A 22,220-nucleotide genomic window follows, 5' to 3' on the forward strand; every position below is an offset into this window, starting at 1 on the left:
TTGCTCCCTGAAGGGGAGCGGGGAGGCGGGTCTTGATCCCAAGCCCCCGATCTAACACGTTCTAGGTGTGCCCCAATCCCTCGCATCGCTCTTGGTCCATCTCGTCTTTTCAACCAAGAATCGGGAGCCCCTCTTGCAAGACGAATGCCGGGATGACCTCCATGGGTACATCGGCGGCATTGTGTCGGATTGCGGAGGGAGGCTTCTTCGTGCCGGATCGGTGGCAGATCATATTCACCTCTTCATTTCTCACCCGCGCACTCTTGCCCCCGCCGATCTGGTTCGTGAAATCAAGATCGGTTCATCCAAATGGATCAAGGAACGCGACAAGTGTTTGTCCGCGTTCCATTGGCAAGGCGGTTATGGAATGTTTTCGATCAGTCCGGCGCATCGTGAGAAGCTAGAGAGATACATAGGCAATCAGGCGGAACATCATCGCGTGGTCACGTTTCAAGAGGAGTATCGACGCCTTCTCACCCTATACGGGATGGAATGGGACGAACGATACGTCTGGGATTGAGGCCGGCCTCCCGGCTCCCCTTCAGGGAGCGATTCGTGTTGATGCCTAACCCAGGGTTGCGCGCTTTGCGCTTACCCTGGGCTATCTCCCGGCCGCCCCGTTGGGGCTTTAGAGCTCGGGATGGTTGATTTGATTGAGACCGGCCTCCCGGCTCCCCTTCAGGGAGCGATTCGTGTTGATGCCTAACCCAGGGTTGCGCGCTTCGCGCTTACCTTGGGCTATCTCGCGGTCGCCCCGTTGGGGCTTTAGAGATCGGGACGGGTGATTTGATTGAGACCGGCTTCCCGGCTCCCCTTCAGGGAGCGATTCGTGTTGGTGCCTGACCCAGGGTTGCGCGCTTCGCGCTTACCCTGGGCTATCTCCCGGCCGCCCCGTTGGGGCTTTGCGCTTACCCTGGGCTATCTCCTGGCCGCCCCGTTGGGGCTTTAGAGTTCGGGACGGGTGATCTGATCCAAGCGCGCTTCTGGCGCTTCTGATTTCCCGATCACTTCCCGGCGTCCGGTGGCTTGACCTCGGGCCAGCCGTCTTCGGTCCATTCGATGGGCATGACGCCGAGGGTGGCTTTTCCTCCCATGCGTTCGTCGGCTTCGAAGTGGCAGCTGAACCAGCTCTTGCCGTCCTTTTCGACGATACCGGCGTGGCCGGGGCCGGTGAGCGTGCCAATCTTGATGTCGAGAACCATGGTGCCGCCGCCATCGATCATGAGGGCGCCGTCCTTCGCTTCATAGGGACCGGTGATGTCTTTGCTGCGGCCGACCTTGATGTGGTAGGTGCTCTTGTTTCCGGCGCAGCAATTGCCGCGATTCAGGAAGAGATAGTAGAAGCCCTTCCGCTTGTAGATCCATGGGGCCTCGATCGATTGGCCGGCGGCGATGGGTGTCATCGGCTCGTCGGGCTTGAGGCGCTTGCCGGTCTTCGGGTCCAGCTCCACGAGTTTCAGGCCGCTCCATTGCGAGCCGAAGGAGAGCCAAAGCTTGCCATCTTCATCCTGGAAGACGGAGGGATCGATGGTGTTGAAATCACTGCCATCCCGCGATTGCACGATCGGTCCGTGATCGGTCCAGCGGAAGGCGGGGTCTTCGGGATTGAGCGTGGGAGTGGTCGCCAGGCCGATGGCGGAGTGCATCGCACCGAAGCTGGAGACGGAGTAGTAGAGCAGGTATTGATCGCCGACTTTCAGGAGATCCGGAGCCCAGTAGACGCCATCGTTTTTCGGGACTTCCTTCGAGATCCACTCCGGTGCCTTGTCGAGGACCCGCGGGCCGCGTTCCCAGGTGACGAGGTCCTTCGACTTCAAGGACGGGACGCCGCGGCCGGTGTAGAAGCACCAGTAGGTATCGCCTTCACGGACGATGGTGGAGGGATCCCGCGCGGTGACGCCGCGGCTGGCGGTATCGGAAAGCGGGCCGCCTGGGGTGACCTTTTCTTCTTCTGCCAGTGATGCCGCCGTGAGGCTGAAGGCCGCGGCGAGCAAGGCCAGATGGCAAGGAATGGAGGCGCGGATAAGGCGGTTCATGGGAGGAAAACAAAGCGCATCCGGGATCGAGACAAGGGAAAATCCGCCACGAGAAGCGGGGCAGACAGGGGCGGCCCGTCTGCCCCGATCAAGATCAGGAAGTTGCCGCGCGGCGTTGCTCGCTCTCGCGAATCATCTCGCTGAGGTCCGCAGCAGGGCGGATCTCGAAGGGGCCGGCCTTTCTCACTCCGGGATGCTTCGACATGAGCTGGATGGCGTGGTTCAGATCACGGGCTTCGAGGATGAGGATGCCACCGATCTGTTCCTTGGTCTCGGCATAGGGACCATCGGTGACAGAGACCTTTCCATTCACCCAGCGCAGGGTCGTGGCAGTTTCCGGTGGTTGCAATGCCTCGCCGCCGGCGAAGTGACCATTCGCGCGCAACTCGTCATCGTAGGTGAAGCACTCGTCCACCCACGCGTTGCGCTCGGCATCGGTGAGGTCCTCGAACTTGTTCGGCTCGATGTAGCCCAGGCAGATGTATTTCATGGCGGTGAGCTCAGCTTTTTTTGCCCAAGGTTTCTTCCACACGCACGCGGGCATCCTTGATAGCGTCCTGCACGTCCTCGCTGAATTCCTCCATGTCGAAGATCTGGCGGATCTCGATCACATCGCCCGGCAGCGCGGGGCAGCGCTTGGCCCACTCGATCGCTTCCTCCTTCGACTTGAGCTGGAGGATCCAGTAGCCGCCGAGGACTTCCTTTGACTCGATGAAGGGACCATCGGTGACGACGGGTTCGCCCTTGCCATAGGAAACGCGTGCGCCTTTTTCCAAGGGGTGGAGGCCATCGAGTGCAATGAGGGCTCCGGCTTTGCCCAGCTCCTCGTTGAATTTCATCATGGCATTCATGTCTTCCAGCTTCGGTTGGAAGCCCTCTCCCGCACGCTCGTCCGCCGGGGTAGCGGGTTGGTACACGCGGGGAATCATCAGCATCAGGAATCTCATGGTCTTGTGATTGGGGTTGTTGGTTCTTCCGGGCCCGTTTCGGCGATGCGAAGCGGCACCCTTCACCAGCTGGTCGAATGGCGCTTCCGGAATTCGACAGGGGGCCTCAATTTTTTTGGGGCTTTTTTGGGCAGCCGGAAGATCAAAGAGGGGAGACCGGGATGGATGGGATGAATAGGATGGGAATGGGGACCGGGCTGGTTCCGGATCAGGGGGGGGAAGGCTGGCTCGCCGGCGGGACAATCGGAGAGCGGATCGATCACTGGAGTTCGCGGAGCCGTTTTTCGAGGAAGCGGCGCTCGGGTTCCTGCCGGGTGAGTTCCAGGGCGCGCTCGTAGGAAAGCCGGGCCTCAGCATGGCGGCCGAGGCGGCGGCACAGATCGGCATGGACGGAGTGAGCCAGGTGGTAATCCGTGAGCTCGCCGCGGGAGAAGATGGCATTGATCAAGGCCAGCCCGGCTTCCGGACCATCCCGCATGGCGATGGCGACGGCGCGATTCAGCTCGATGACAGGAGAGGGCTCGGCACGGGCGAGCACGGTGTAGAGCGCCACGATCTGCGGCCAATCGGTGGCAGAAGCTTCGGCGGCCTCCGAGTGCACGGCGGCGATGGCGGCTTGCAGCGAGTAGGGACCGAAGCGCCGGGAAATGAGCGCCTGCTCGACGAGGGCGATGCCTTCCGTGATCTGCGCGCGGTTCCAGAGTGAGCGGTCCTGGCTTTCCAGAAGGATCAGCTCGCCATCCGGCGTGGCACGGGCGGCGCGCCGTGACTCCTGAAGAAGCATGAGCGCGAGCAATCCCATCACCTCCGGTTCAGGGAGCAGATCTAGCAGCAGGCGGCCGAGGCGGATGGCTTCGGCGGAGAGATCCGGGCGTGTGAGTGAATCCCCGGAGGAGGCAGAGTAGCCTTCATTGAAGACGAGATACACGACCTGCAGCACGGTGGCGAGACGCTCCGGGAGTTCCTCCGGCGAAGGCACCTGATAGGGAATGCGGGCATCGCGGATCTTCGCCTTGGCACGCACGATGCGTTGCGCCAGCGCAGGTGCGGTCATGAGGCAAGCGCGGGCGATCTCCTCGGTCTTCAGGCCACAGACTTCGCGGAGCGTCAGGGCGAGCCGCGCCTCTTGGGCCAGCGCGGGATGACAGCAAGTGAAGATCAGCCGCAGGGTGTCGTCTTCCAGCCCCATGTTCTCCTCGGCGCGCGCGGCAGTGACATCGGCAGCGCTGAGCTTTTCCTCCAACTCCTGCGCGAGCTTCTCCTGTGCGGCATCGAAACGCGCCCGGCGGCGCAGGGCATCGATCGCCTTGAAGCGTCCGGTGGAAACGAGCCAGGCGCGGGGATTGGCAGGGACACCTTCCTGTGTCCAACGTTCCAGCGCGGCGGCGAAGGCATCCTGCATGGCATCCTCCGCGCGATCGAAGTCCCCGAGCAGGCGGATGAGGGTGGCGAGGATGCGGCCGGACTCGGCGCGATAGAGCGTCTCGAGATGTTCCCGCACCGTATCGATGGTGGCTTCCGGCATGCACCCTCAGGGAAGGGGAGAGGGCGGTGGGAACTCAATGTAATTTCCCGAGGATGGCAGCCTCGTGCGGGGAATGCCAGGCCGGGAATTTTCCATTCCATCCACAAGCCCCAAGGGGTGTGGATGGAATGGAAAAAGGGAAGACCTCACGCACGCCGGCGGCGGAAGGAGAAGCAGAGGGGCGCTGCGAGCAGGAAGAGGGCACCGGATGGCTCAGGAACCACGACGATCTGGCCGGCGGCACTGCCGATGTTGAAGACACCAGCGCCACCTTGGTTGTCTTGGAAGAAAAGCTGCGTGCCGTCCAGCGACTCGAAGTAGCTCAAGGCATCGCCATTCAGCCCGGCATAGGAATAGACTTGCTCATCGGCGGTGATGGTCAGGGCAGCCAATGTAGGACCTTCAGGAAAGCCGCCTATGTAGGAGAGCATCGCCAGATCCATATAGACCGAGTTCTGGGAACCGGCGACAATCGGGATGCCATTGAAGCTGCCTTCCATGACGGAGACTCCGGAGCCCCCGATGAGGCTCGGGGCGAGCGAGCCATCACCCTCATTGCTCACCAGGGTGCCGCCGATCCAAGAGCCGGTGCCCAGCCGGATCGACTTCATGCTGTCCTCGGGAATCACGATGGCCTCGCTGGTCGCGGTGCCGGACCAGGTGAAGGTCTTGGCCAGCGTATCGATCGTCAGCGTGACGGCGGCGTGGGCCGGGATCTGCGCGGAGAGGGCGAGGATACCGGCGATGCAGAGGGACCGAATGGGACGGGATGGTAAGTGGTGTAGCACGTCTTCGATCTAACTTGGAGTTCAGTGATTCGTAAACATTTAAGGTCAGGAGTTGTATGACGTTTAGCCTGAATGGGTCGGGTGGGTGCCGGGGTATCGGGGGGCTGGGGAGAGCGGGGTTTTCCATTCCATCCACATCCCCTAGGAGGGTGGATGGAATGGAAAATCCGGAGCGCTCACCGCATCGCTCCACTCGCCACACCCATGAAAAAAGCAATGGCCCTCGCGGTGGAGAGCCATTGCCATTGCAAGAGAGGGAGAGGTCTCCGCCCTTCAGCGGTGAGCGCGGTAGAAGAGCTTGCCCGGCTGAGGAGAGGGTGGCGTGTAGGGGCTGGTGACGGCCGGCAGGTCGGTCCATGTCGTCAGGTCCTCCGATTGGGAGAGGACACCGGTGAAGCTCACCTTCGTCGCATAGGGCACCAGGCTGGTCACTTCCAGCTTCGCCGATGGAGGATTCTGCTGGAGATAGAGCACGGCTCCATCCGCCAGCACCAGCGAGCTATAGGCTCCGGACACGGAGCTGGATGCGGTGGTGTAGTGAGCGGTGATCTGGGCGGGCGTCAGGGCGGTGGGATAGAAGGCCACATCATCCAGGCCACCATTGTAGCCATTGTCCCCGCCGATCAGGGCGCCCACGCGGAAGGCCTCCGTGGTGTTCGCATTGTAGCCGCCGGGGCCGGCGTTCGGGGAGGTCACATCCACGCCATTGACGAACAAGGTCGCGGCGGTGCCCGACCAAACGGCGACCACGTGCGTCCAGGTATTCAGCGGTGCCGGGCCGCCGGTGATGTCCCAGCCATTCTGGGTGCCATTGCCATTATACATCCGGAAGTTCCAGCCGCTGGCACGTTGGAAGAAGACCCAGCCGGAGCGATTCACGTTGCCACCCAGGCGATTGCCCACCGGCGCATCGGCATCGTCGCTCGACGTCGGCTTCGCCCAGAACTCGATTGTGAAGGGGCTGCCGGATGCGGGATTGAGCTCGGAAAGGAAGGGGATCTCGGTGCGGTCACCGCCCGCGTAGTTCGAGGAGAAGTCCTCGTAGGCCGCGATCGCACCGGGCTGGTCCACTACCACGCCTGCGGTGCTCGCTCCATCGGCCAGCTTGCCGAGGCTGCCGGTGTTATAGGAAGTCGTCGGATCGGCCATGGCCACGTGGGCCAGAGCGGCGAAGCTGCCGAGGGTCAGGGCAGCACTGCGGGTGCTCTTTAAAGGGGAGAAACTGGATTTCATGGGTTCGGTTCTTGAGTTGGGGGTAGCGGGAGGACATCACAGATACGCTGATGGCCTAACAATTATTTGACGGATTCGTCACAAAGTCTGGCAATCCCCATTTCATGTGACAGCGGGTGAAGGATCCTGCTTCCCGGGTTTGACGGGCGGGACGTGGTTGCTCCGCAGCGCTGAAATCCAAGCGCGAACCGGGGCGGAAAAGGGGCACGCCTCCCGGCCATGCGCAGATCCATGCAGACTTCCGCGCTTCATCCGGATAGATCACTCCGGTCATGACTCTTCCCAGATCCCTCGTCTTCCTGCTACCCGTCCTGTTGGCTGCCTGCGGACCATCCGGGGGGCTCTACGGATACCGGCAGAATCCGGAGACGGGGGAAATGGAAGGCGTGAATTTCTCCAAGCACTTCGACGACGGCCAGTGGCTGGTGAAGGACAAGGTGGGGATCAGCGTGGTGGTGGACAACGAAGGTGCCCGGGGAAACACCATCGAGGGCACGGGCAAGGTGACCGTGTATTTCTGGAACTTCGACACGAAGGAGCACCGCGTGGGGAAGCTGCATGTGGAGCATCAAGGAAAGGGGTCCAGCACGCAGCAGAGTGACATGCTGCCTGCGAAGAAGCCATGGAGCCGGACCCAGGTGGTCTTCGGGGAGATCCCCGTGAATGTCTATGCCACGGAACTGAAGGTGAGGATCATCGTGGAGGTGGATGGGAAGAAGGTGGAGCGCCAGATGACACTGAAGCGCCGTACGGTGGAGGATAACCGCCGCCTCTTCGGCGCGGGAGGGAGATCGCCCTATCCATGGGCGGACCGCTTGTGAATGCGGAGAGCTGCTTCCATCGATCCTATCTGTCCATCCATCCACGCGTCCCAAGGGGATGTGGAGGGGTGGACGAGCGGATGTGAGCCGCTTCGCAAATGGTTTCACGCGGGGTGAGGCGAATCGTCCCGGCACCCCTTCAGGGTGCAATTCGTGTTCGTGCCTGACCCAGGGTTGCGCGCTGTCGCGCTTACCCTGGGCTATCTCCCTGCCGCCCCGTTGGGGCTTTGGAACACCCCTTCAGGGTGCAATTCGTGTTCGTGCCTGACCCAGGGTTGCGCGCTGTCGCGCTTACCCTGGGCTATCTCCCTGCCGCCCCGTTGGGGCTTTGGAATCTTCCACTGATCACTGATCACTCGGCACTCTGCCTTTCTCCCACTCTCAACTCTCAACCACCCACTCTCAACGTTCCCCATCCCAAGCGCTCAGTCCTTTCTCAGCCGGTAGAAACGAGCCGCCGGCTGCCTTGCGAGGATGATCTTCGATTCTCCATTCGCCACGACCGGGAGTGACAGGACCGGAGTCCATGAGCCGCTTTCCAAATTACCGCTCTCTTCCAGCGACCACCCGGCGATGCTCGGGGACCAGGCGATCTCCACCTCGCTCACACCGAGCAAGCGGATGCCCAGTCGTGGTGGCAGATCCTCGAAGAAAGCGGATGGCGTCAAAACGGGCCTGCCCTCCGCATAGAGCCACTGTTGGAAAAACTCATCGAGTCTCGCGAGGTGCTCGGGCTGGAAGCCGGATCCCTCCTTGGCGAGGCGCTTCGCCAGCGCGATGAACTGCGCGGTCGTGATGTTGCCATGCGCATGCTCGGCCAGGATCGCGCGTTGCAGCGCCATGAATGTCGTGTGACCCGCGATCTGGCGATAGGCCTCCAGCATCATCGCGGGCCGCGAGTAGACGCTGAAGAAATCGAACAACTCCGAGGCATCGGGGAGATTCGCCGGGGGCTTGTCCCAGGTCTGCTCCGGGGCATGGTAGTAGATGTCGAGCCAGTCTTCCGTGCTCGTCGGGTTGCCATTCTCCTGATGGTCCCAGTGCCATGCCCACCACATCGCGAGCCCTTCATTGATCCAGATCTCCCGCCACGTCGCCGGGCTCACCGAGTTGCCAAACCATTGGTGCGCGATCTCGTGCGCGAGGGTGTCCAGGTCCAGCGGTAGCGAGGCGAAGTGCGACTTCGTCTGGACCTCGAGCGCGTAGTTGAGCTCAGGGACCCGGTAGAGCACCACGCCCGTGGAATCGAAGGGATAGGGGCCGAGGTCATCCGCCATGAAAAGGATGATGTCATCCTGCAGCGCGGCCTTGGCGCTGACATCCGCCTTTTGCTCGGGCGAGAGGGCGCTCTCGATGGCGTTGTAAATCTCCAGCGGATTCCCGCCCGCTCCCACCGCGGTGGCGCTGAGCTCCTTCGTGTAGTCGAAGAGCGCCACGGTCGCAGTGGCCAGGTAACTCGCCATCGGGTAGCCCATGTGCCAATTCCATGTCGCGGTGCCGTTGCTGTTGTCCACCTTGGAGCTGAGCTCGCCATTGCCAAGTGCCGTGTGCGTGGCCGGGACCGTGATGTGGAAGTCGTAGGTCGCCTTGTCGGAGGGCGTGCCATTGTTCGGGAACCAGCCCATGGACCCCATCGGCTCGCAGACCACCCAGGCACCGCTGTCGATCGGCACCCAGCCCTCGAAGCCGCCGTCAGGGTCTTCGATCATCGAGGGCGTGCCGGAGTAATCGATGACAGCGTGGAAGACGTGCTCCGATTCGATGCCGGACGCGGGCGTGATGATCAGCTTGTCTCCCGACTGCGCGACCCCGGCCGGAATCCCATCGATGGTAACGCTGGCACCCGGGAAGCCGCGCAGGTCGAGGCTGAATTCGGACAGTCCTTGGGTCGCGCGGATCGTGAGGTCCGCCTTGCTCACCATCGTATTGGTCGCCGGATCGTAATCGAGCGTCAGGTCGTAGTGCTGCACGTCATAGCCCCCGTTTCCGAGCGTCGGGAAATAGGGGTCGCCCGTGCTCCGGGCACCGGCGGTGAAGGCCGCGCGTGCCGGGCTGCTGCCATTCCACGCCGCTCCGGTGGCGGTGGCGCTATTGGTCGCCACGGTCCCGCTGGCCTCGTCGAACTTGTAGTAGAGCAGCAGGCCCGCTTCATCGCCCGCGAGTGGTGCGCTCTGGTGCGTGAGGATTTCCGCCGCGCTGCGGGCCACCGACCAGATGCGGAATTCATCGATGATCGCGTGAGCCTGCGCATCGTTTTCGAAATTGCTTCGCCCGATGAAGTTGCTCGTGCGCTGGACACCGGGCGCCGCTGGCAGCGGGCCGCTGGTGACCGCATTGCCATTGATGAAGATGCTCCCCGTGCTGCCATCGTGGGTGAATGCCAGATGCGTCCATGCATTCAGCGGTAGCGCCACCGGGGAGGTGACACTGCCCGCGATCCCGCCCGATTCATCGAAGACATAAAGCGCCGGCTCGCCGCTCCCGCCCGTGCTCAAGACGCAGGCGATGTCGTGGGCCCGGTCTCCGTTCCCGAAATCCATCAGGCGCGACCAGTCCGCATAGGAGCGCAGATAGACCCACGCCTCCACGGTGAAGGGGCTGCCCACCGCGCTGCCGGCTGCCATGGGCACCCTGGCGTATTGGTTCGTCCCATCCAGCTCGAGCGCCTTGCCATAGGGCAGCTGGGCGAGGGCAGGGGAGAGATGAAAGGTTAAGAAGCAGAGGCAAGTCTGCGCGAGAACCGCAATCCGTTTGCTCTTCATAACTCGACCGGCCGTAGGGGGAGGGGTTCACCGGAGTGCCCCGGATGTCGCCAGAGCGGAAGTTCACGGCCAACAAACAACCAACGGTGGAGACCCGGCCAACGCAGCAGATACCCCGCCGCTTTCAAGACGATTTCCGGGACAGCCCTGCCACTTGGGGGGAGCGCCGTGTCACCCTTCACTCGCCCCATTCCCCGCGGCGCTGCAGCCACATCACCTGCGAGCGCTTCCCGCTTTTCCCATGGACCTGTCCCGGCAGGCGGCAGGGATGCTCCGGCCGGCCGATGAGCCCGGCATCCATCCCCAGCGTGGTGGCCACGGCGGAGAGGCTCTCCAGCACCGCAGGCGCAGGCGTGTGGAACCACGCGTGCAGGCTTTTCCCGCCCGTCCAGAGGATCGCGGCCAGCTCCCACTCCATCGCTTCCCGCAGCCAGCGGATCAGCGCCAGCGAGTCCCGCACATGGCGCGCCAGCTCCTCCTTGCCCGCGGGCTTGATCCCATCCAGCCCGTCGAAGTCCAGCACCGTGTACGGCGCACCTAGTACTTTACCCGCCGTGCGCGAATGCGTCCCCGCTTGCCAGGTCGCCGCGGTGGTCATGGGGCCGATGCGGTCGCGGCTCGCCAGCCACCCGCCGGTCGTCCTCCAGCGGTCTGCGTGATGGGCCTGCCCGCTTTCATGTACCTCGCCCGTCCAGAGCAGAGCCGTGGGGGAAAAGAGGCTGGCGAGGAAATGGGCCGCGTCTCCCTTCACAAACTCATCGATGCCCTGCGGCGAATCCCGCCACACCTCCGGCGGCGTCCAGGCATGGCGTTTCATCAGCTCCTGCCGCGCTGCCAGCGCGGCCTCCTTCAGCAATCTTCGTTCGCGCTCCCTGCGCCTCTCACGCTCGCGCTGCGCGATCCACTCTGCCGATGCCGCGGAGCGAAAGGTAGGCCTGTGGATGCCTGCCAGCGCGAAGATCCGGCGCCGGTGCTCGCCATCCCCGGGCTGCGCCGCACACGCGAAGCGGCCATCCGGAAAAATCGCCAGGTGATGGCCACTGCGATCCCCGCCATCCTCCGCACAGGCAGGACAACGCGCCGTGAGCTTTCCAGAAGGATGATGCCGCGCCTTCTCCAGCCGCGCGAGATCGAGCGATGGACCGGTGTCATTCATGGGTAGGGTGGGATGGTACGAAGTGAAATGGGTTTGGGATCGGGGTTTATCCGTCCGTCCGTCCGTATCCCCTAGGGCTGCGGACGGACGGACGAACGGAACGGGGAGCGCAGCCTTCACGCAGCATCTTCCCGCCACCATAGTTTCCCGGATTTCTTCTCCTCCTCCAGATTCGGATGAGTGTTCACGATTTCGTAGGCCTTCGTTCGCGAGCACAGCCCCGCGGTGATAAGCCGCTGGACCGCCTGTCCCTTGCTCTCTCCCGCCATGCCACGCAGTGCCTGCGCGATCTGCTCCAAGGTAGCACGACTCTTATCCGCCTCTCCCGAGAGGAAGTGCTCCATATCAAACCCCACCGCCGGGGCGAAGAGCCCGTTGCTGCGCACCCACGCGCTGGGTGCTCCTTCGCGGCCATCGTTGTTCTTGCAACAGGTCAGCACCACCGTCGGGTCCGTGGTGTCACTGCTCCCCGGCTCCAGCACGAAGACACATCGCGCCGCACTGCCGATCTGGTAGCTGCCCGCCAGCTCATGGAGCAGATCGCGCCCCTGTTTCTTCGTGGTCTCGGTGCTCTTCTTCCGCATGTGATGGATGATCATCACTGCCGGCTTCTCCTCCGGATCCGCAGGCAGGCACTCCAGGATCGCCTCCAGTGCCTGACGGTAATCGCCCTGCTTGTCTCCCTCCGCCACGCGGTTCCATGGGTCCACGATCACCAGCCCCGGCTGGAACTCGCCGATGATCTCGGAGACCCGCTCGCGGAAGGCCGGCTCATGAAAGGCGAGGCCGAAATCCGGCGGCGGCGTGATGCGCAGCCACTCATCCAGGCCGCCCTCCGGGATCGCGTCGCCCAGCTCCTTCTTCAAGCGCCACTGCCCGTTCTCGATCTGGATGATGAGCGTGCGGAAACGCGCATGCACCCGGTGCCCCAGCCAATCCTTTCCCGTGGCCCCCGCAATCGCGAGGCCCAGTGCCGCGCGGCTCTTTCCCACGCCCGGCCAACCGCCCAGCACCGTGATGCCACCGCGCGTCAGGTGGCAATCCCCGAGCAAGACGAAGTCCCGCGGCGGCTCGTAGGAGATGAACTCGGAGGGCTTCCACACCTTCAGCCACTGCCTTTCCGGCTTCGGATTCGGATTCGGCTGGGGTGGAGCATAGGGCGCGAAGGATTCCAAGGTGATCGGTTTCGCGAGGGATGGTGATGTAGGATTCATGGCTTGTTGGGATGGGTGCGTGTCAACCTGGGATGGATGGCGTCCGGGCGAGGAGAGAGGGTGGGGGATAGCTGCGCGTCATCGGGCGGCTGCTTCATGGGCGGCGATGCGGAAGCGTTGTTCCAGGGCGGCACGGACCTGCTCCGGATCGAAGAAGGTGCGCCGTCCGATCTTGTGCACCGGGATGAATCCCTGCGCCTGCCAGCGCCGGAAACTGCGAAGCCCCGGCCGGGACGTCTCACAAGGGAAGAGGATCTCGATGCACTGCCGGGGGCCGACAAGCTGCGGTTGCTGATGTGATGTCTGCATTGGCCCCACCATGCCAGGACTCCGCCTGAAATGTCGAAGCCGTCCAGTGGACCCCGGGGCAGGTCTGTTGGAGTCAATGGCTTGCACCAATCGCGACGGTCCGGAACCTCCATCGCAGGCCCCGGTTTTCCCCGGGACCGCGGAAGATCACCACAGGCTCTTCCCCGGGAGCGCGGAGGCTCCGCCCCGCAGAATGGTCCCTCGCTGCCTGCTTACCGACAAGATCCCAAAAAACCAGACCATGCCCCCTCCCTGCATTCTCCAAGGATGACGCCAAAGCAGCCCGCAAATCTGTCCATCCATCCATACCCCCTAGGGAAATGGATGGATGGACGGACAGACAAACCCCGGAGCCCCCCGAGTCAAGCTCCGCCCCGCAGAATGGTCCCTCGCTGCCAGCTTACCGAAGCGATCACCAGAAACCAAAACATGCCACCTCACTGCATTCTCCAATGCCCACAACAAAGCCACGGCCTTCCCCGATGAACCCTCCAAAACGGATCTCACCCATCGCTGCTTCTGCGGGGCGGAGCCTCCGCGCTCCCGGCAGAAGAGCACCCGGGTTCGCCCGCGCATTCATCCGTCCGTCCGTCCGTCCGTTTCCCCTAGGGCTGCGGACGGACGGACAAACCCGGAGCGACGACCTATTCCCGGTTGTGAGTGGTATCCAGGATCACCTCGCCATCCGGAATGGCCCGATACGGAAGATCCCTCTCACGGTAGTAGTCCACCACCGCCTCCATGCTTTCCGACTCGAAGTGATCGCACCGGTAGTGAGGCACGATGTAGTAATCAATGATACCGAGCCCTTCCCACATCGTCGGGTGCTCATATCCGTGGGACTGGGCTTCCGGTTCATCCGCCAGGTGAATGCCCTTCAAGGAAGGGGAGAGAACACAAGCCCCGGCGCTGTAGCCTCCGTAGAGGAAATCCTCATCGTCCAGCTTGCCATGGATCAATCGGTCGAGCCCGCTCAAGTGCATCGCCTTGCGCAGCAAGAAGGTATTGCCCCCCATCACCCACAACATGCCAGCCGCATCGAGCTTCTCCGACAGCGTGCCCTGGGATGCGAAATAATCGCGGAGATCCAAAGGCTCTGCCGGGATTCCGAGGTCGGCCAAGCCCCCAAGCTCCCGCCCCATTTTCGCCCTCAGGACCTCGGCATCATTCGAGAAATCAAGCGCATTGGAAACCACCAGCGCCGTCTTGCCCCGTGCCAGCTGCGCAAGCGTGTCGCCTTGATTGCCGATAAGAAACGAGGAGAGGTAGAGGTGCATCTTGCTTGTTAGAGTGCCAAGCCATCGTGGCGGGTCGCAGGATAGGAGTGACGGATATCGGATGATCGCTCAAGGGCGGAGTCGAAGTGGAACCCCGATTCGGGAAGCCGGAATCCGTCCGTCCGTCCGCATCCCCTAGGCCGTGCGGACGGACGGACAAACCCGCAGCACCATCACACGCCCCACCACGACAAGCTCTACCCCCGGGACCGCGGAGGCTCCGCCCCGCAGAACGGTCCCACACCGCCCGCTCAACCAACACGATCACCCCAACCCGAAACGTCCCCCCTCAAGCCCCCACCGAAACTGTCCGTCCGTCCGCATCCCCTAGGCCATGCGGACGGACGGACAAACCCGCAGCACCATCACACGCCCCACCACGACAAGCTCTACCCCCGGGACCGCGGCGGCTCCGCCCCGCAGCATGGTCCCTCACTGCCCTCTCAACCAACGCGACCACCCCAACCCGAAACGTCCCCCCTCAAGCCCCCACCGAAACTGTCCGTCCGTCCGCATCCCCTAGGTCGTGCGGACGGACGGACAAACCCGCGGACCACCATCACACGCCCCACCACGAAAAGCTCTACCCCCGGGAGCGCGAAGATTGGCGAAGGCCTGTAGCCAATCTGGACAGACCGCAGGTCTGGGCCGCAGGCCCGAGGGGGCGGGCGGAGCCCCCGAGTCAAGCTCCGCCCCGCAGAACGGTCCCACGCAGCCCTCTAACTAAATCGATCACCCCAACCCACAACGTCCCCCCTCACGCACCCACCGAAACTGTCCGTCCGTCCGCATCCCCTAAGCCATGCGGACGGACGAACAACTCCCGGAGAACCACGGTCTCGAGCCAAGGACAGCCCCACCAATTTCCTTCACGAACAGACCGGCACTGCATCCCTGTGCTTTCTCGTGGTGCCTCAGGGTCCACTGTCCTTACACTTCGGCGCGACCATGCAGCACTTCCCTGAAATCCAGCTCACCTTTCAAGAAGCCAGGGTCCTCGGCTGCTTGTTGGAAAAGGAAATCCTCACGCCCGACAGCTACCCGCTCACGCCCAACTCCCTGCTGCTGGCCTGCAACCAGACCACCAGCCGGGACCCCGTCACCCGCTTCACCGGGGACGAAGTGGCGGAGGCCCTGCGCGGACTTTCGGAGAAATACCTCGTCGAAAAGAACCTCGGCGGCCGTGCCCCGAAGTTCGAACACTGCATCCAGGACGTCCTGAGCATGCAGCGCAGCGAGCGCGTCGTCCTGACCGTCCTCCTCCTGCGCGGTCCCCAGAGCGCCGGGGAAATCCGCCAGCGCACCGATCGGCTTCACACCTTCTCCTCCTTGGAGGAAGTGGAAGAGACCCTCACGTGGTTCATCGAATACCCGCACGGACCGCTTGTCCGCCGCATCCCCGTCGGCGAAGGCCGCCGGGTCGAGACCTTCGTCCACCTCCTTTCACCCGCCGCCCCGGACGGCTACTCCGGCACCCTCACCCCTTCCTCTTCCGCCGCCGCCGACACTCCTGCGGAGAACGACTGGCGTGCCGCCATCGAAGCACGACTCGCCAGCCTCGAAGCCGAGATCGCAGAGCTCAAAGCCAGCCAAGCACCGCGCTCCGTCGATGGTGATCCGTGAGAGTGCTGCGCCTTGTTAGGCTTCAACGCCTGTGAGTTCGGGCTGCATCCCATCGAGATCCCGTCGATTGAAGTTCCTCATAAAGGAACAGGCATGTTGGCAGACCTTCAGCCACAAACCGGGGCATCAAGATGGGTGATCGCAAAGGCGGGTTTGAGCCTGACAGATTCAAATTTCAAGGACTGCCCCAAGGGGACGTGGCTACTAATCCCCCCGGGGGCTAATCTTCCGGTAGGGAGATATTGCGTCGATCAAGCTCGTTGAGAAAAAGGCTAAGGCTGGGAGATTTTCGGCCTTGTTTATCTAAAATAGACCTTTTCCGATAGCCTCGGCTCGCGAAATCGTAGGATCGATGATCCTTTCGTGAATCGTTGAACCATCGAAAATTTCGTTGCGTGAGTTCTGAACAAAGGTTTGGGCACGAACCTAATCTCCGGGTGCAATTGGCAATTTGGACGGACTGGTTATTGTTAAACCATAATGGCAAGATCCAACACTCAGTCTGGTGAACTCCTATCGCAAAAATAAAGCGATCTCCATAGTTATCCCAGTCTTCTTCTCCAATTTCGCGCTTGAGGCGCTCGATCACCGCCAAAACGAGCTGCTCCGTGGAAAGAGGTCCGTCTTCACCTTGCTTTGAAACATCAAAGCCGATTTCTTCAGAAATATCGGTATCGATTTGAATTATTAAGTATTTGTTGAATTGGAAATTTTGCCTGAATTTCTTTTGGCGAAGATGATCCATGACAAGGGTCCACCCGCCATCGTGCCGCTCCGCTAAAGGCGGTGGATGCTCGAAATGAACATCGGGCTCCCGCCCTGATTGGAAATAACCCAACAGGATGTTAGAAATCACAGCGTGATCAGTGATTCCTTCCGTGATCAATCCAAAATCAAACATCGAAAGAGCTTAGAAGTGATTTGGAACCCCGCCGATAATTCCTCGCATAAAAGCCTCGGACAACCTAACCGGAGTTTCTCCTGAAAGAGGGGCAGGTGCGGGAACTCTTCTAGCGACGGTTCTGCCTCTGCTGTTCCTTCTGATGACGAAGAGCTTCTGGTCTTCGTCGTTGAGATCTAACCCGTCCAGAATCGCAGGGTTGTGTGTGGTGCAAATTACCTGTTTGTCGTATTTTTTTGCCAATTCAACTATCTGTATCATTAGCTCCGAGCATAGGCGTGGATTGAGGGCGCTATCGATATTGTCGAACGCGAAAAATTTCGGTGTTCTCCAACTCATCATTACGGAGAAGTAAAAGAGCAGATAAAGAAATCCTTCATTTGCGCTTCGTTGATCAAAGATTCGATTGGGTTCGGGAAGCCATTTGTCGGCAATTTGTAGCTTTGCTTGACTTACGGAATGATCATCGGGAGGGTTGAAGTCATCGAACCAACCTACTAATTTTAGGCGCTCTTTCATGTCCTCGAGCCTGTCAGCGAACTTTGGATCGCTAAAGCTCTGTAAAAGTCGAAACAGTCCCTCTCCCTTTGTGCCGATGGGTGTGACGGAACCTTCCGCTGGGGGTGTTCGGAGCACTGCGTTCTCGGGCGCGTAGATAAGAAAATCCGAGCATTCTTCTTCTTTGTGAAAATTTGAATTTTTCAAATATTGAGAGAATGTGTCAAATATATGAGCCAAGGATGTCACGGGGTTCTCTCTAAGGCTTTCAAGGTCTTTTTCATCGCTGTCTCCGACCTCTCGAAGAGCCTCGATTACTTTTTCGAGAGTATTGTTGATGACCGGTTCCTCGAGTTCAGAGAATTTCTTTTCAAGCCGATCTGCAGTTTTCGCTTTTGATTTGTAATTTACGGTCCAATGAGAGAATGAACCATCTTCTTTGTTCGTTTTAGGGATAATTTCAGCTTCAAAGATTACATTTTTAGTGGTGCTTGTTAGAGAGACTTGAATTCTATCCTTGTCTCTGGGTGATCGAGGGTCGCCTTCAAATGCAGACTGCATCCACCACGGTTCAGTATCCCTTATTCCGCGGCTTGCCAGGTATGATGTGTCAAGTTGATCTCTGACTGCGCATGTTGCGAAAGTTATTGCTTCAAGAATATTGCTTTTTCCACAGCCGTTTTCTCCAATAAGCACAGTTACACGGCCCAATTTCAACTTTTGGTCCTCAATACTCTTGAAATTTTGAATTCGAATTTCCGAGATCACGTTGGTGCGATTCTTTTGTTCGCATGGTAGCTTTGCAAGTGATGATTCGTGCCAGCACGAATCATCTTTGTTACTTGGCTACGCCGGCGTGTAAACCTCCGCCCCCTTCTCCACAAATTCTTTCGACTTCTCATCCATCCCCGCGGCCAAGGCATCCTCCTCCGAGATCCCTTGTTCCGCCGCATACTTCCGCACGTCTTCCGTGATCTTCATCAAGCAGAAGCGCGGCCGCACATGGAGCAGAAGTGGGCCGTCTTCGCCCCGTCCTGCGGCAGGGTCTCATCGTGGAACTCCCGTGCCGTCACCGGATCCAAACCGAGATGGAACTGATCCTCCCATCGGAATTCGAAGCGCGCCTTGCTCAGCGCATTGTCGCGATACTGCGCGCGGGGGTGACCCTCGGTGATGCAGGAAAGGTGGGGCAGTGTCAGGATCATGAAATCTGTCCGGTTTCTCCGGAATTTGATGCCTCCTTCTTCTCCGTTTTCCTAGCCGCAATTTTCTCCAGCTTCCTCACCGCCGCCTTGGCATACCGGTTCTCCAGATCCGACGCATTCACCAGCACCTGCGCATGATAGGCCACCAGTGCCCCTTCATGGGAATACCGGAAAAACAAATGCCGCGCCGGGACCTTCCCGCTCTTCCATTCCTCCCGGTCCCCATCGCTCAGCCTGACGATCCGCCAATGGCTGCCCCCTCGCCGGATGTGCATCGCGAGGATCATCCCGTCACCCTCCGTCTCCTGCCGCAGCCAATAACCGAGCTCCGCATCCTCCTCGATCAGCTTCCCGTGCTCTGCCAGCAGGCGATCGACCAGCTTGTGGAGCTTGTGCTTCGCCGGATAGACGGGCTTCACCGGGCACTCCGCCTGATAGGCCAGCGCTGGGTCCGCCCGAAAGGCGCTCCAGAGCGACCCGATGAATTGCCGCGAACGCTCGCTGCCTTCCTTCGTCAGATCGTGGTCGCGATCCTCAAGATCCCAGCCGTTCAAGCGCGCGATCAGGCTCGTCGCGCGTTCGCCATCGAGGAGGAGATTCATCCCGAGGCCCGGCTCCCCGGGTAAGCGCAGGCCGATGTCGAGATGCTTCACCAGGAAGTCGATCACCTCGCGCTTCTCCAGCGCCCCATACATCTCCGCCACCCGGCAGGTGAGCCAGGTCTTGTCGAAAAGCTCATGCTTCTCATCGTCGGAGAACTCCCCGGCCTGAAGCCGCGCCGCGATGCCGTGCTGATCGATGCCCTCGCATTCGCGGAACCACGACTGGAGTAGCGGCCTCGCCTCATCGCCCGGGTAATTCGCCAGCACCTGCACATAGGAGGGCACCCGCTGCCGTGCCGGATCATCGAGCAAGCGCCGCAGCGCCGGCAGATTCTCCGGCGCTTTCAATTGCGAGATCGCCTCCAGCGCCGCCTGACGGTATCTCGCCACCTCCTCCTGCTGCCTCTCCGAACCCGGACCATCCGGCACCAGAAAGCGATCCAGATACGGCGCGAAGCCCGCCAAGCGGAAGCTCCCCACCGCGCGCATCACCTTGTCCCGGAAGGGCAGCGACTCATCCTCCAGCCAAGCGCCGATGCGATGATGAAGGGAAGGGTGAAAGAGGTGCTCGCAGGCAATCGGCACCAGGCAAGCACGGCGTAGCGGATCTCCCTTCGCCGCCTTCTCCAGACACGCATCGATCTGCTCCGATGGCAGCGCGATGATCTCCGGAAGCAGCCCGCTTACCCGGCTCTCGAAGCCCACCTGCAGCGCCCACGCGCTCTTCAGCTTCCCGCAGAGCGCGTTCACTTTCTTCAGGGTCTCCCGGTCCGCCGTCATGTCCCGGCGAAGTTATGGGGAATCCGGGCGACGTGTAAACTCCGGGAGAGCGGCAACCGCGATGAGTGGAGCTTCATTGTGCCCGTCACCAAGTGCTCTTCCCCCGGGAGCGCGGAGCCTCTGGCCCGCAGAGCGGTCCCTTGAAGCGGCTCGTTCTCCCGTTCTCATCAAGGGAAAGTCGTCACCTTGCAGCAAGCTGGGAAGGACGCCATGAGCCGACACTTTCCGGCTCCTGCTCTCCCTATCGATAAGCTCGCGGTTAAGGACCGCCCTGCGGGCCAGAGCTTGACTCGGGGGCTCCGCCAGCCCCCTCGGGCCTTGCGGCCCAGACCTGCGGTCTGTCCAGATTGGCTACAGGCCTTCGCCAATCTTCGCGCTCCCGGGGAAGAGCACCCAGTGGGATGGGGACTGAGCGCCGCTGCTCACGGCGCTCTAAATACCACCAAGCAGCTCTAGGCCGGCGTATAAACCTCCGCGCCCTTCTCCACGAACTCCTTGCTCTTCTCATCCATCCCCGCGGCCAAGGCATCTTCTTCCGAGATACCTTGTTCCGCCGCGTACTTCCGCACGTCTTCCGTGATCTTCATCGAGCAGAAGTGCGGACCGCACATCGAGCAGAAGTGGGCCGTCTTCGCCCCGTCCTGCGGCAGCGTCTCATCGTGGAACTCCCGTGCCGTCACCGGATCCAGACCAAGGTTGAACTGGTCTTCCCAGCGGAACTCGAAGCGTGCCTTGCTCAGCGCATTGTCGCGATACTGGGCGCCGGGGTGGCCCTTCGCGATGTCCGCAGCGTGGGCGGCCAGCTTGTAGGTGATCACGCCGTCCTTCACGTCCTTCTTGTTCGGCAGGCCGAGGTGTTCCTTCGGCGTCACGTAGCAGAGCATCGCGCAGCCATACCAGCCGATCATCGCGGCACCGATGCCGCTGGTGATGTGGTCGTAGCCGGGGGCGATGTCGGTGGTCAATGGCCCGAGCGTGTAGAAGGGAGCCTCGTGGCACCACTCGAGTTGCTTCGCCATGTTCTCCTCGATCATGTGCATCGGCACGTGGCCGGGGCCTTCGTTCATGACCTGGCAACCCTTCGCCCAAGCGCGCTTCGTCAGCTCGCCCTGCACTTCCAGCTCGCCGAACTGCGCCTTGTCATTCGCATCCGCGATCGAGCCCGGGCGCAAGCCGTCGCCGATCGAGAAGGACACGTCGTAGGCCGCGCAGATATCGCAGATCTCGTCCCAGTGGGTGTAGAGGAAGTTCTCCTTGTGATGCGCCAGGCACCACTTCGCCATGATCGAGCCACCGCGGCTGACGATGCCCGTCATGCGGCTCGCCGTCATCGGCACGAAGCGCAGCAGCACCCCGGCATGGATGGTGAAATAGTCCACGCCCTGCTCCGCCTGCTCGATCAGCGTATCGCGATACAGCTCCCAGGTGAGGTCCTCGGCCTTGCCATTCACCTTCTCCAGCGCCTGATAGATCGGCACCGTGCCGATCGGCACCGGGGAGTTGCGCAGGATCCACTCGCGGGTGGCGTGGATGTTCTTGCCGGTGGAAAGGTCCATCACCGTGTCCGCGCCCCACTTCGTGGCCCAGCGCATCTTCTCCACCTCTTCCTCGATGGAGGAGGCGACGGCGGAGTTGCCGATGTTCGCGTTGATCTTCACCAGGAAGTTCCGGCCGATGATCATCGGTTCGCACTCCGGGTGGTTTACATTGAGCGGAATGATCGCACGACCGGCGGCCACCTCGTTGCGGACGAATTCTGGGGTGATCTCCGCCGGGATGCGCTGCGGGAAGCGGGAGAAAATGGAGGGCGTATAGGGGCTGCCCGGAAGCTGGGTGCTGCCCGCGTGCTGCTTGTCCAGGTGATTGCGGACGATGTCCTCTTTCATGTCCGCGATCTTCGCACGGCGCATGTTCTCGCGGATGGCGATGAACTCCATCTCCGGGGTGATGATGCCATTGTCGGCATACCACTTCTGCGTCACCGGCTTGCCCGTCGCGCGCAGCGGCTTGCGGCGATCCGAGGTCAGGCCGGGGAACTCCACGAACTTGTTCGCGCGCTCGGACTTCGAAGCGAACTCGACGTGTTTCTCCGTCAGGTAGCCATTGTCCTGCGGCTGGACCTTGCGGCCCTCGTATTCCGCCACATCGCCACGGGCGAGGATCCAGTCACGGCGGAGCGCCGGCAGGCCCTCATCGGAGCTGCCGGTGAAAGCGGGATCACCCCATGGGCCGGAGCAGTCATAGACGCGCACCGGCTCGTTCTTCTCGATGCGGCCGTTGAAGGTCTTCGTGTCATTCAGCGCGATCTCGCGCATGGGGACACGGACTTCCGGGAAGAGCTCGCCCTGCACATAGACGCGGGTGGAGGCGGGCAGCGGCGCGCGGGATTCGTCGTGGGTGGAGGCTGCGGAGCCAGCGGTTTCTTCAGGCGAGATCATGGGAAGCGGAGAGCGTTGAGGTTGAAGCGTGGAGTTTGAGAATCGGGAAACGGGAAACGGGAAACGAAAAAGGCCGCGCTGACGAGGGCGCGGCCGGAAGGAAAG

At 61.5% G+C, this 22,220-nt stretch carries 18 protein-coding genes and 1 pseudogene; 4 read left to right on the forward strand and 15 right to left on the reverse strand.

Features of this window, described 5'->3' with window-relative positions:
• The first annotated feature begins 91 nt into the window (after positions 1-91).
• A complete protein-coding gene (tnpA, locus tag HHL09_RS19835) occupies positions 92-520 on the forward strand; it encodes an IS200/IS605 family transposase (protein WP_240963669.1) in 429 nt (142 codons plus the stop codon).
• Between the two features lie 484 nt (positions 521-1,004).
• Here the strand turns inward: tnpA and HHL09_RS19840 are convergent, their stop codons facing one another.
• From HHL09_RS19840 to HHL09_RS19865, 6 genes are all read right to left on the reverse strand, one after another.
• Positions 1,005-2,036: an arabinan endo-1,5-alpha-L-arabinosidase gene (locus HHL09_RS19840; protein ID WP_169456367.1), complete on the reverse strand. Its 1,032-nt coding sequence runs from the start codon at positions 2,034-2,036 to the stop codon at positions 1,005-1,007.
• Between the two features lie 94 nt (positions 2,037-2,130).
• A complete protein-coding gene (locus HHL09_RS19845) occupies positions 2,131-2,526 on the reverse strand; it encodes a YciI family protein (protein WP_169456368.1) in 396 nt (131 codons plus the stop codon).
• 10 nt (positions 2,527-2,536) lie between these two features.
• Positions 2,537-2,983 carry a YciI family protein gene (locus HHL09_RS19850; RefSeq protein ID WP_169456369.1) on the reverse strand — a complete coding sequence of 149 codons (447 nt, stop codon included), beginning with the start codon at positions 2,981-2,983 and terminating at the stop codon, positions 2,537-2,539.
• A gap of 259 nt (positions 2,984-3,242) precedes the next feature.
• On the reverse strand, positions 3,243-4,508 hold the full coding sequence (locus HHL09_RS19855; protein ID WP_169456370.1) for an RNA polymerase sigma factor: 1,266 nt from the start codon (positions 4,506-4,508) through the stop codon (positions 3,243-3,245).
• Positions 4,509-4,654: 146 nt separating this feature from the next.
• Entirely contained in the window at positions 4,655-5,296 is a 642-nt protein-coding gene (locus HHL09_RS19860; RefSeq protein WP_169456371.1) for a hypothetical protein, read from the reverse strand.
• 273 nt (positions 5,297-5,569) lie between these two features.
• Positions 5,570-6,529, reverse strand: a complete 960-nt coding sequence (locus HHL09_RS19865; RefSeq protein WP_169456372.1) for a LamG domain-containing protein — start codon at positions 6,527-6,529, stop codon at positions 5,570-5,572.
• A 272-nt stretch (positions 6,530-6,801) separates the two neighbouring features.
• On the opposite strand from HHL09_RS19865, the gene HHL09_RS19870 reads away from it, so the two are divergent.
• Positions 6,802-7,350, forward strand: a complete 549-nt coding sequence (locus tag HHL09_RS19870; RefSeq protein WP_169456373.1) for a hypothetical protein — start codon at positions 6,802-6,804, stop codon at positions 7,348-7,350.
• A gap of 425 nt (positions 7,351-7,775) precedes the next feature.
• On the opposite strand, the gene HHL09_RS19875 is transcribed toward HHL09_RS19870, so the two are convergent.
• The 3 genes from HHL09_RS19875 to HHL09_RS19885 all read right to left on the reverse strand — a co-directional run bounded on the left by HHL09_RS19875 (position 7,776) and on the right by HHL09_RS19885 (position 12,482).
• A complete protein-coding gene (locus tag HHL09_RS19875; RefSeq protein WP_169456374.1) occupies positions 7,776-10,112 on the reverse strand; it encodes a LamG-like jellyroll fold domain-containing protein in 2,337 nt (778 codons plus the stop codon).
• Between the two features lie 178 nt (positions 10,113-10,290).
• Entirely contained in the window at positions 10,291-11,268 is a 978-nt protein-coding gene (locus HHL09_RS19880) for a hypothetical protein (protein ID WP_169456375.1), read from the reverse strand.
• 116 nt (positions 11,269-11,384) lie between these two features.
• Positions 11,385-12,482 carry an AAA family ATPase gene (locus HHL09_RS19885; RefSeq protein WP_169456376.1) on the reverse strand — a complete coding sequence of 366 codons (1,098 nt, stop codon included), beginning with the start codon at positions 12,480-12,482 and terminating at the stop codon, positions 11,385-11,387.
• 96 nt (positions 12,483-12,578) lie between these two features.
• Between HHL09_RS19885 and HHL09_RS19890 the strand changes: the two genes are divergently transcribed.
• Entirely contained in the window at positions 12,579-12,782 is a 204-nt protein-coding gene (locus HHL09_RS19890) for a hypothetical protein (RefSeq protein ID WP_169456377.1), read from the forward strand.
• Between the two features lie 653 nt (positions 12,783-13,435).
• Here HHL09_RS19890 and HHL09_RS19895 read toward each other — a convergent pair.
• A complete protein-coding gene (locus tag HHL09_RS19895) occupies positions 13,436-14,068 on the reverse strand; it encodes a Type 1 glutamine amidotransferase-like domain-containing protein (protein WP_169456378.1) in 633 nt (210 codons plus the stop codon).
• Between the two features lie 948 nt (positions 14,069-15,016).
• Here HHL09_RS19895 and HHL09_RS19900 point away from each other — a divergent pair.
• Positions 15,017-15,691: a YceH family protein gene (locus tag HHL09_RS19900; protein ID WP_169456379.1), complete on the forward strand. Its 675-nt coding sequence runs from the start codon at positions 15,017-15,019 to the stop codon at positions 15,689-15,691.
• 220 nt (positions 15,692-15,911) lie between these two features.
• Here the strand turns inward: HHL09_RS19900 and HHL09_RS19905 are convergent, their stop codons facing one another.
• The 5 genes and pseudogenes from HHL09_RS19905 to thiC all read right to left on the reverse strand — a co-directional run bounded on the left by HHL09_RS19905 (position 15,912) and on the right by thiC (position 22,115).
• A complete protein-coding gene (locus HHL09_RS19905) occupies positions 15,912-16,592 on the reverse strand; it encodes a hypothetical protein (protein ID WP_169456380.1) in 681 nt (226 codons plus the stop codon).
• A 9-nt stretch (positions 16,593-16,601) separates the two neighbouring features.
• Positions 16,602-17,858: an AAA family ATPase gene (locus HHL09_RS19910; protein WP_169456381.1), complete on the reverse strand. Its 1,257-nt coding sequence runs from the start codon at positions 17,856-17,858 to the stop codon at positions 16,602-16,604.
• A gap of 78 nt (positions 17,859-17,936) precedes the next feature.
• A pseudogene (locus HHL09_RS26780) lies at positions 17,937-18,259 on the reverse strand (phosphomethylpyrimidine synthase ThiC); the annotation flags it as partial.
• A gap of 32 nt (positions 18,260-18,291) precedes the next feature.
• Positions 18,292-19,677: a HEAT repeat domain-containing protein gene (locus tag HHL09_RS19920; protein WP_169456382.1), complete on the reverse strand. Its 1,386-nt coding sequence runs from the start codon at positions 19,675-19,677 to the stop codon at positions 18,292-18,294.
• Between the two features lie 452 nt (positions 19,678-20,129).
• A complete protein-coding gene (gene thiC / locus HHL09_RS19925; RefSeq protein ID WP_169456383.1) occupies positions 20,130-22,115 on the reverse strand; it encodes a phosphomethylpyrimidine synthase ThiC in 1,986 nt (661 codons plus the stop codon).
• Between the last annotated feature and the right edge of the window lie 105 nt (positions 22,116-22,220).

The organism is Luteolibacter luteus, from assembly GCF_012913485.1.
Lineage (GTDB): Bacteria > Verrucomicrobiota > Verrucomicrobiia > Verrucomicrobiales > Akkermansiaceae > Haloferula > Haloferula lutea.

What these genes read in the sequence shown, in the direction of transcription:
- HHL09_RS19840 (WP_169456367.1), bottom strand. Translation starts at nt 2,036, where the DNA reads ATGAACCGCCTTATCCGCGCCTCCATTCCTTGCCATCTGGCCTTGCTC.
- HHL09_RS19845 (WP_169456368.1), bottom strand. Translation starts at nt 2,526, where the DNA reads ATGAAATACATCTGCCTGGGCTACATCGAGCCGAACAAGTTCGAGGAC.
- HHL09_RS19850 (WP_169456369.1), bottom strand. Translation starts at nt 2,983, where the DNA reads ATGAGATTCCTGATGCTGATGATTCCCCGCGTGTACCAACCCGCTACC.
- HHL09_RS19855 (WP_169456370.1), bottom strand. Translation starts at nt 4,508, where the DNA reads ATGCCGGAAGCCACCATCGATACGGTGCGGGAACATCTCGAGACGCTC.
- HHL09_RS19865 (WP_169456372.1), bottom strand. Translation starts at nt 6,529, where the DNA reads ATGAAATCCAGTTTCTCCCCTTTAAAGAGCACCCGCAGTGCTGCCCTG.
- HHL09_RS19870 (WP_169456373.1), top strand. Translation starts at nt 6,802, where the DNA reads ATGACTCTTCCCAGATCCCTCGTCTTCCTGCTACCCGTCCTGTTGGCT.
- HHL09_RS19875 (WP_169456374.1), bottom strand. Translation starts at nt 10,112, where the DNA reads ATGAAGAGCAAACGGATTGCGGTTCTCGCGCAGACTTGCCTCTGCTTC.
- HHL09_RS19880 (WP_169456375.1), bottom strand. Translation starts at nt 11,268, where the DNA reads ATGAATGACACCGGTCCATCGCTCGATCTCGCGCGGCTGGAGAAGGCG.
- HHL09_RS19885 (WP_169456376.1), bottom strand. Translation starts at nt 12,482, where the DNA reads ATGAATCCTACATCACCATCCCTCGCGAAACCGATCACCTTGGAATCC.
- HHL09_RS19890 (WP_169456377.1), top strand. Translation starts at nt 12,579, where the DNA reads ATGGGCGGCGATGCGGAAGCGTTGTTCCAGGGCGGCACGGACCTGCTC.
- HHL09_RS19895 (WP_169456378.1), bottom strand. Translation starts at nt 14,068, where the DNA reads ATGCACCTCTACCTCTCCTCGTTTCTTATCGGCAATCAAGGCGACACG.
- HHL09_RS19900 (WP_169456379.1), top strand. Translation starts at nt 15,017, where the DNA reads ATGCAGCACTTCCCTGAAATCCAGCTCACCTTTCAAGAAGCCAGGGTC.
- HHL09_RS19905 (WP_169456380.1), bottom strand. Translation starts at nt 16,592, where the DNA reads ATGTTTGATTTTGGATTGATCACGGAAGGAATCACTGATCACGCTGTG.
- HHL09_RS19920 (WP_169456382.1), bottom strand. Translation starts at nt 19,677, where the DNA reads ATGACGGCGGACCGGGAGACCCTGAAGAAAGTGAACGCGCTCTGCGGG.
- thiC (WP_169456383.1), bottom strand. Translation starts at nt 22,115, where the DNA reads ATGATCTCGCCTGAAGAAACCGCTGGCTCCGCAGCCTCCACCCACGAC.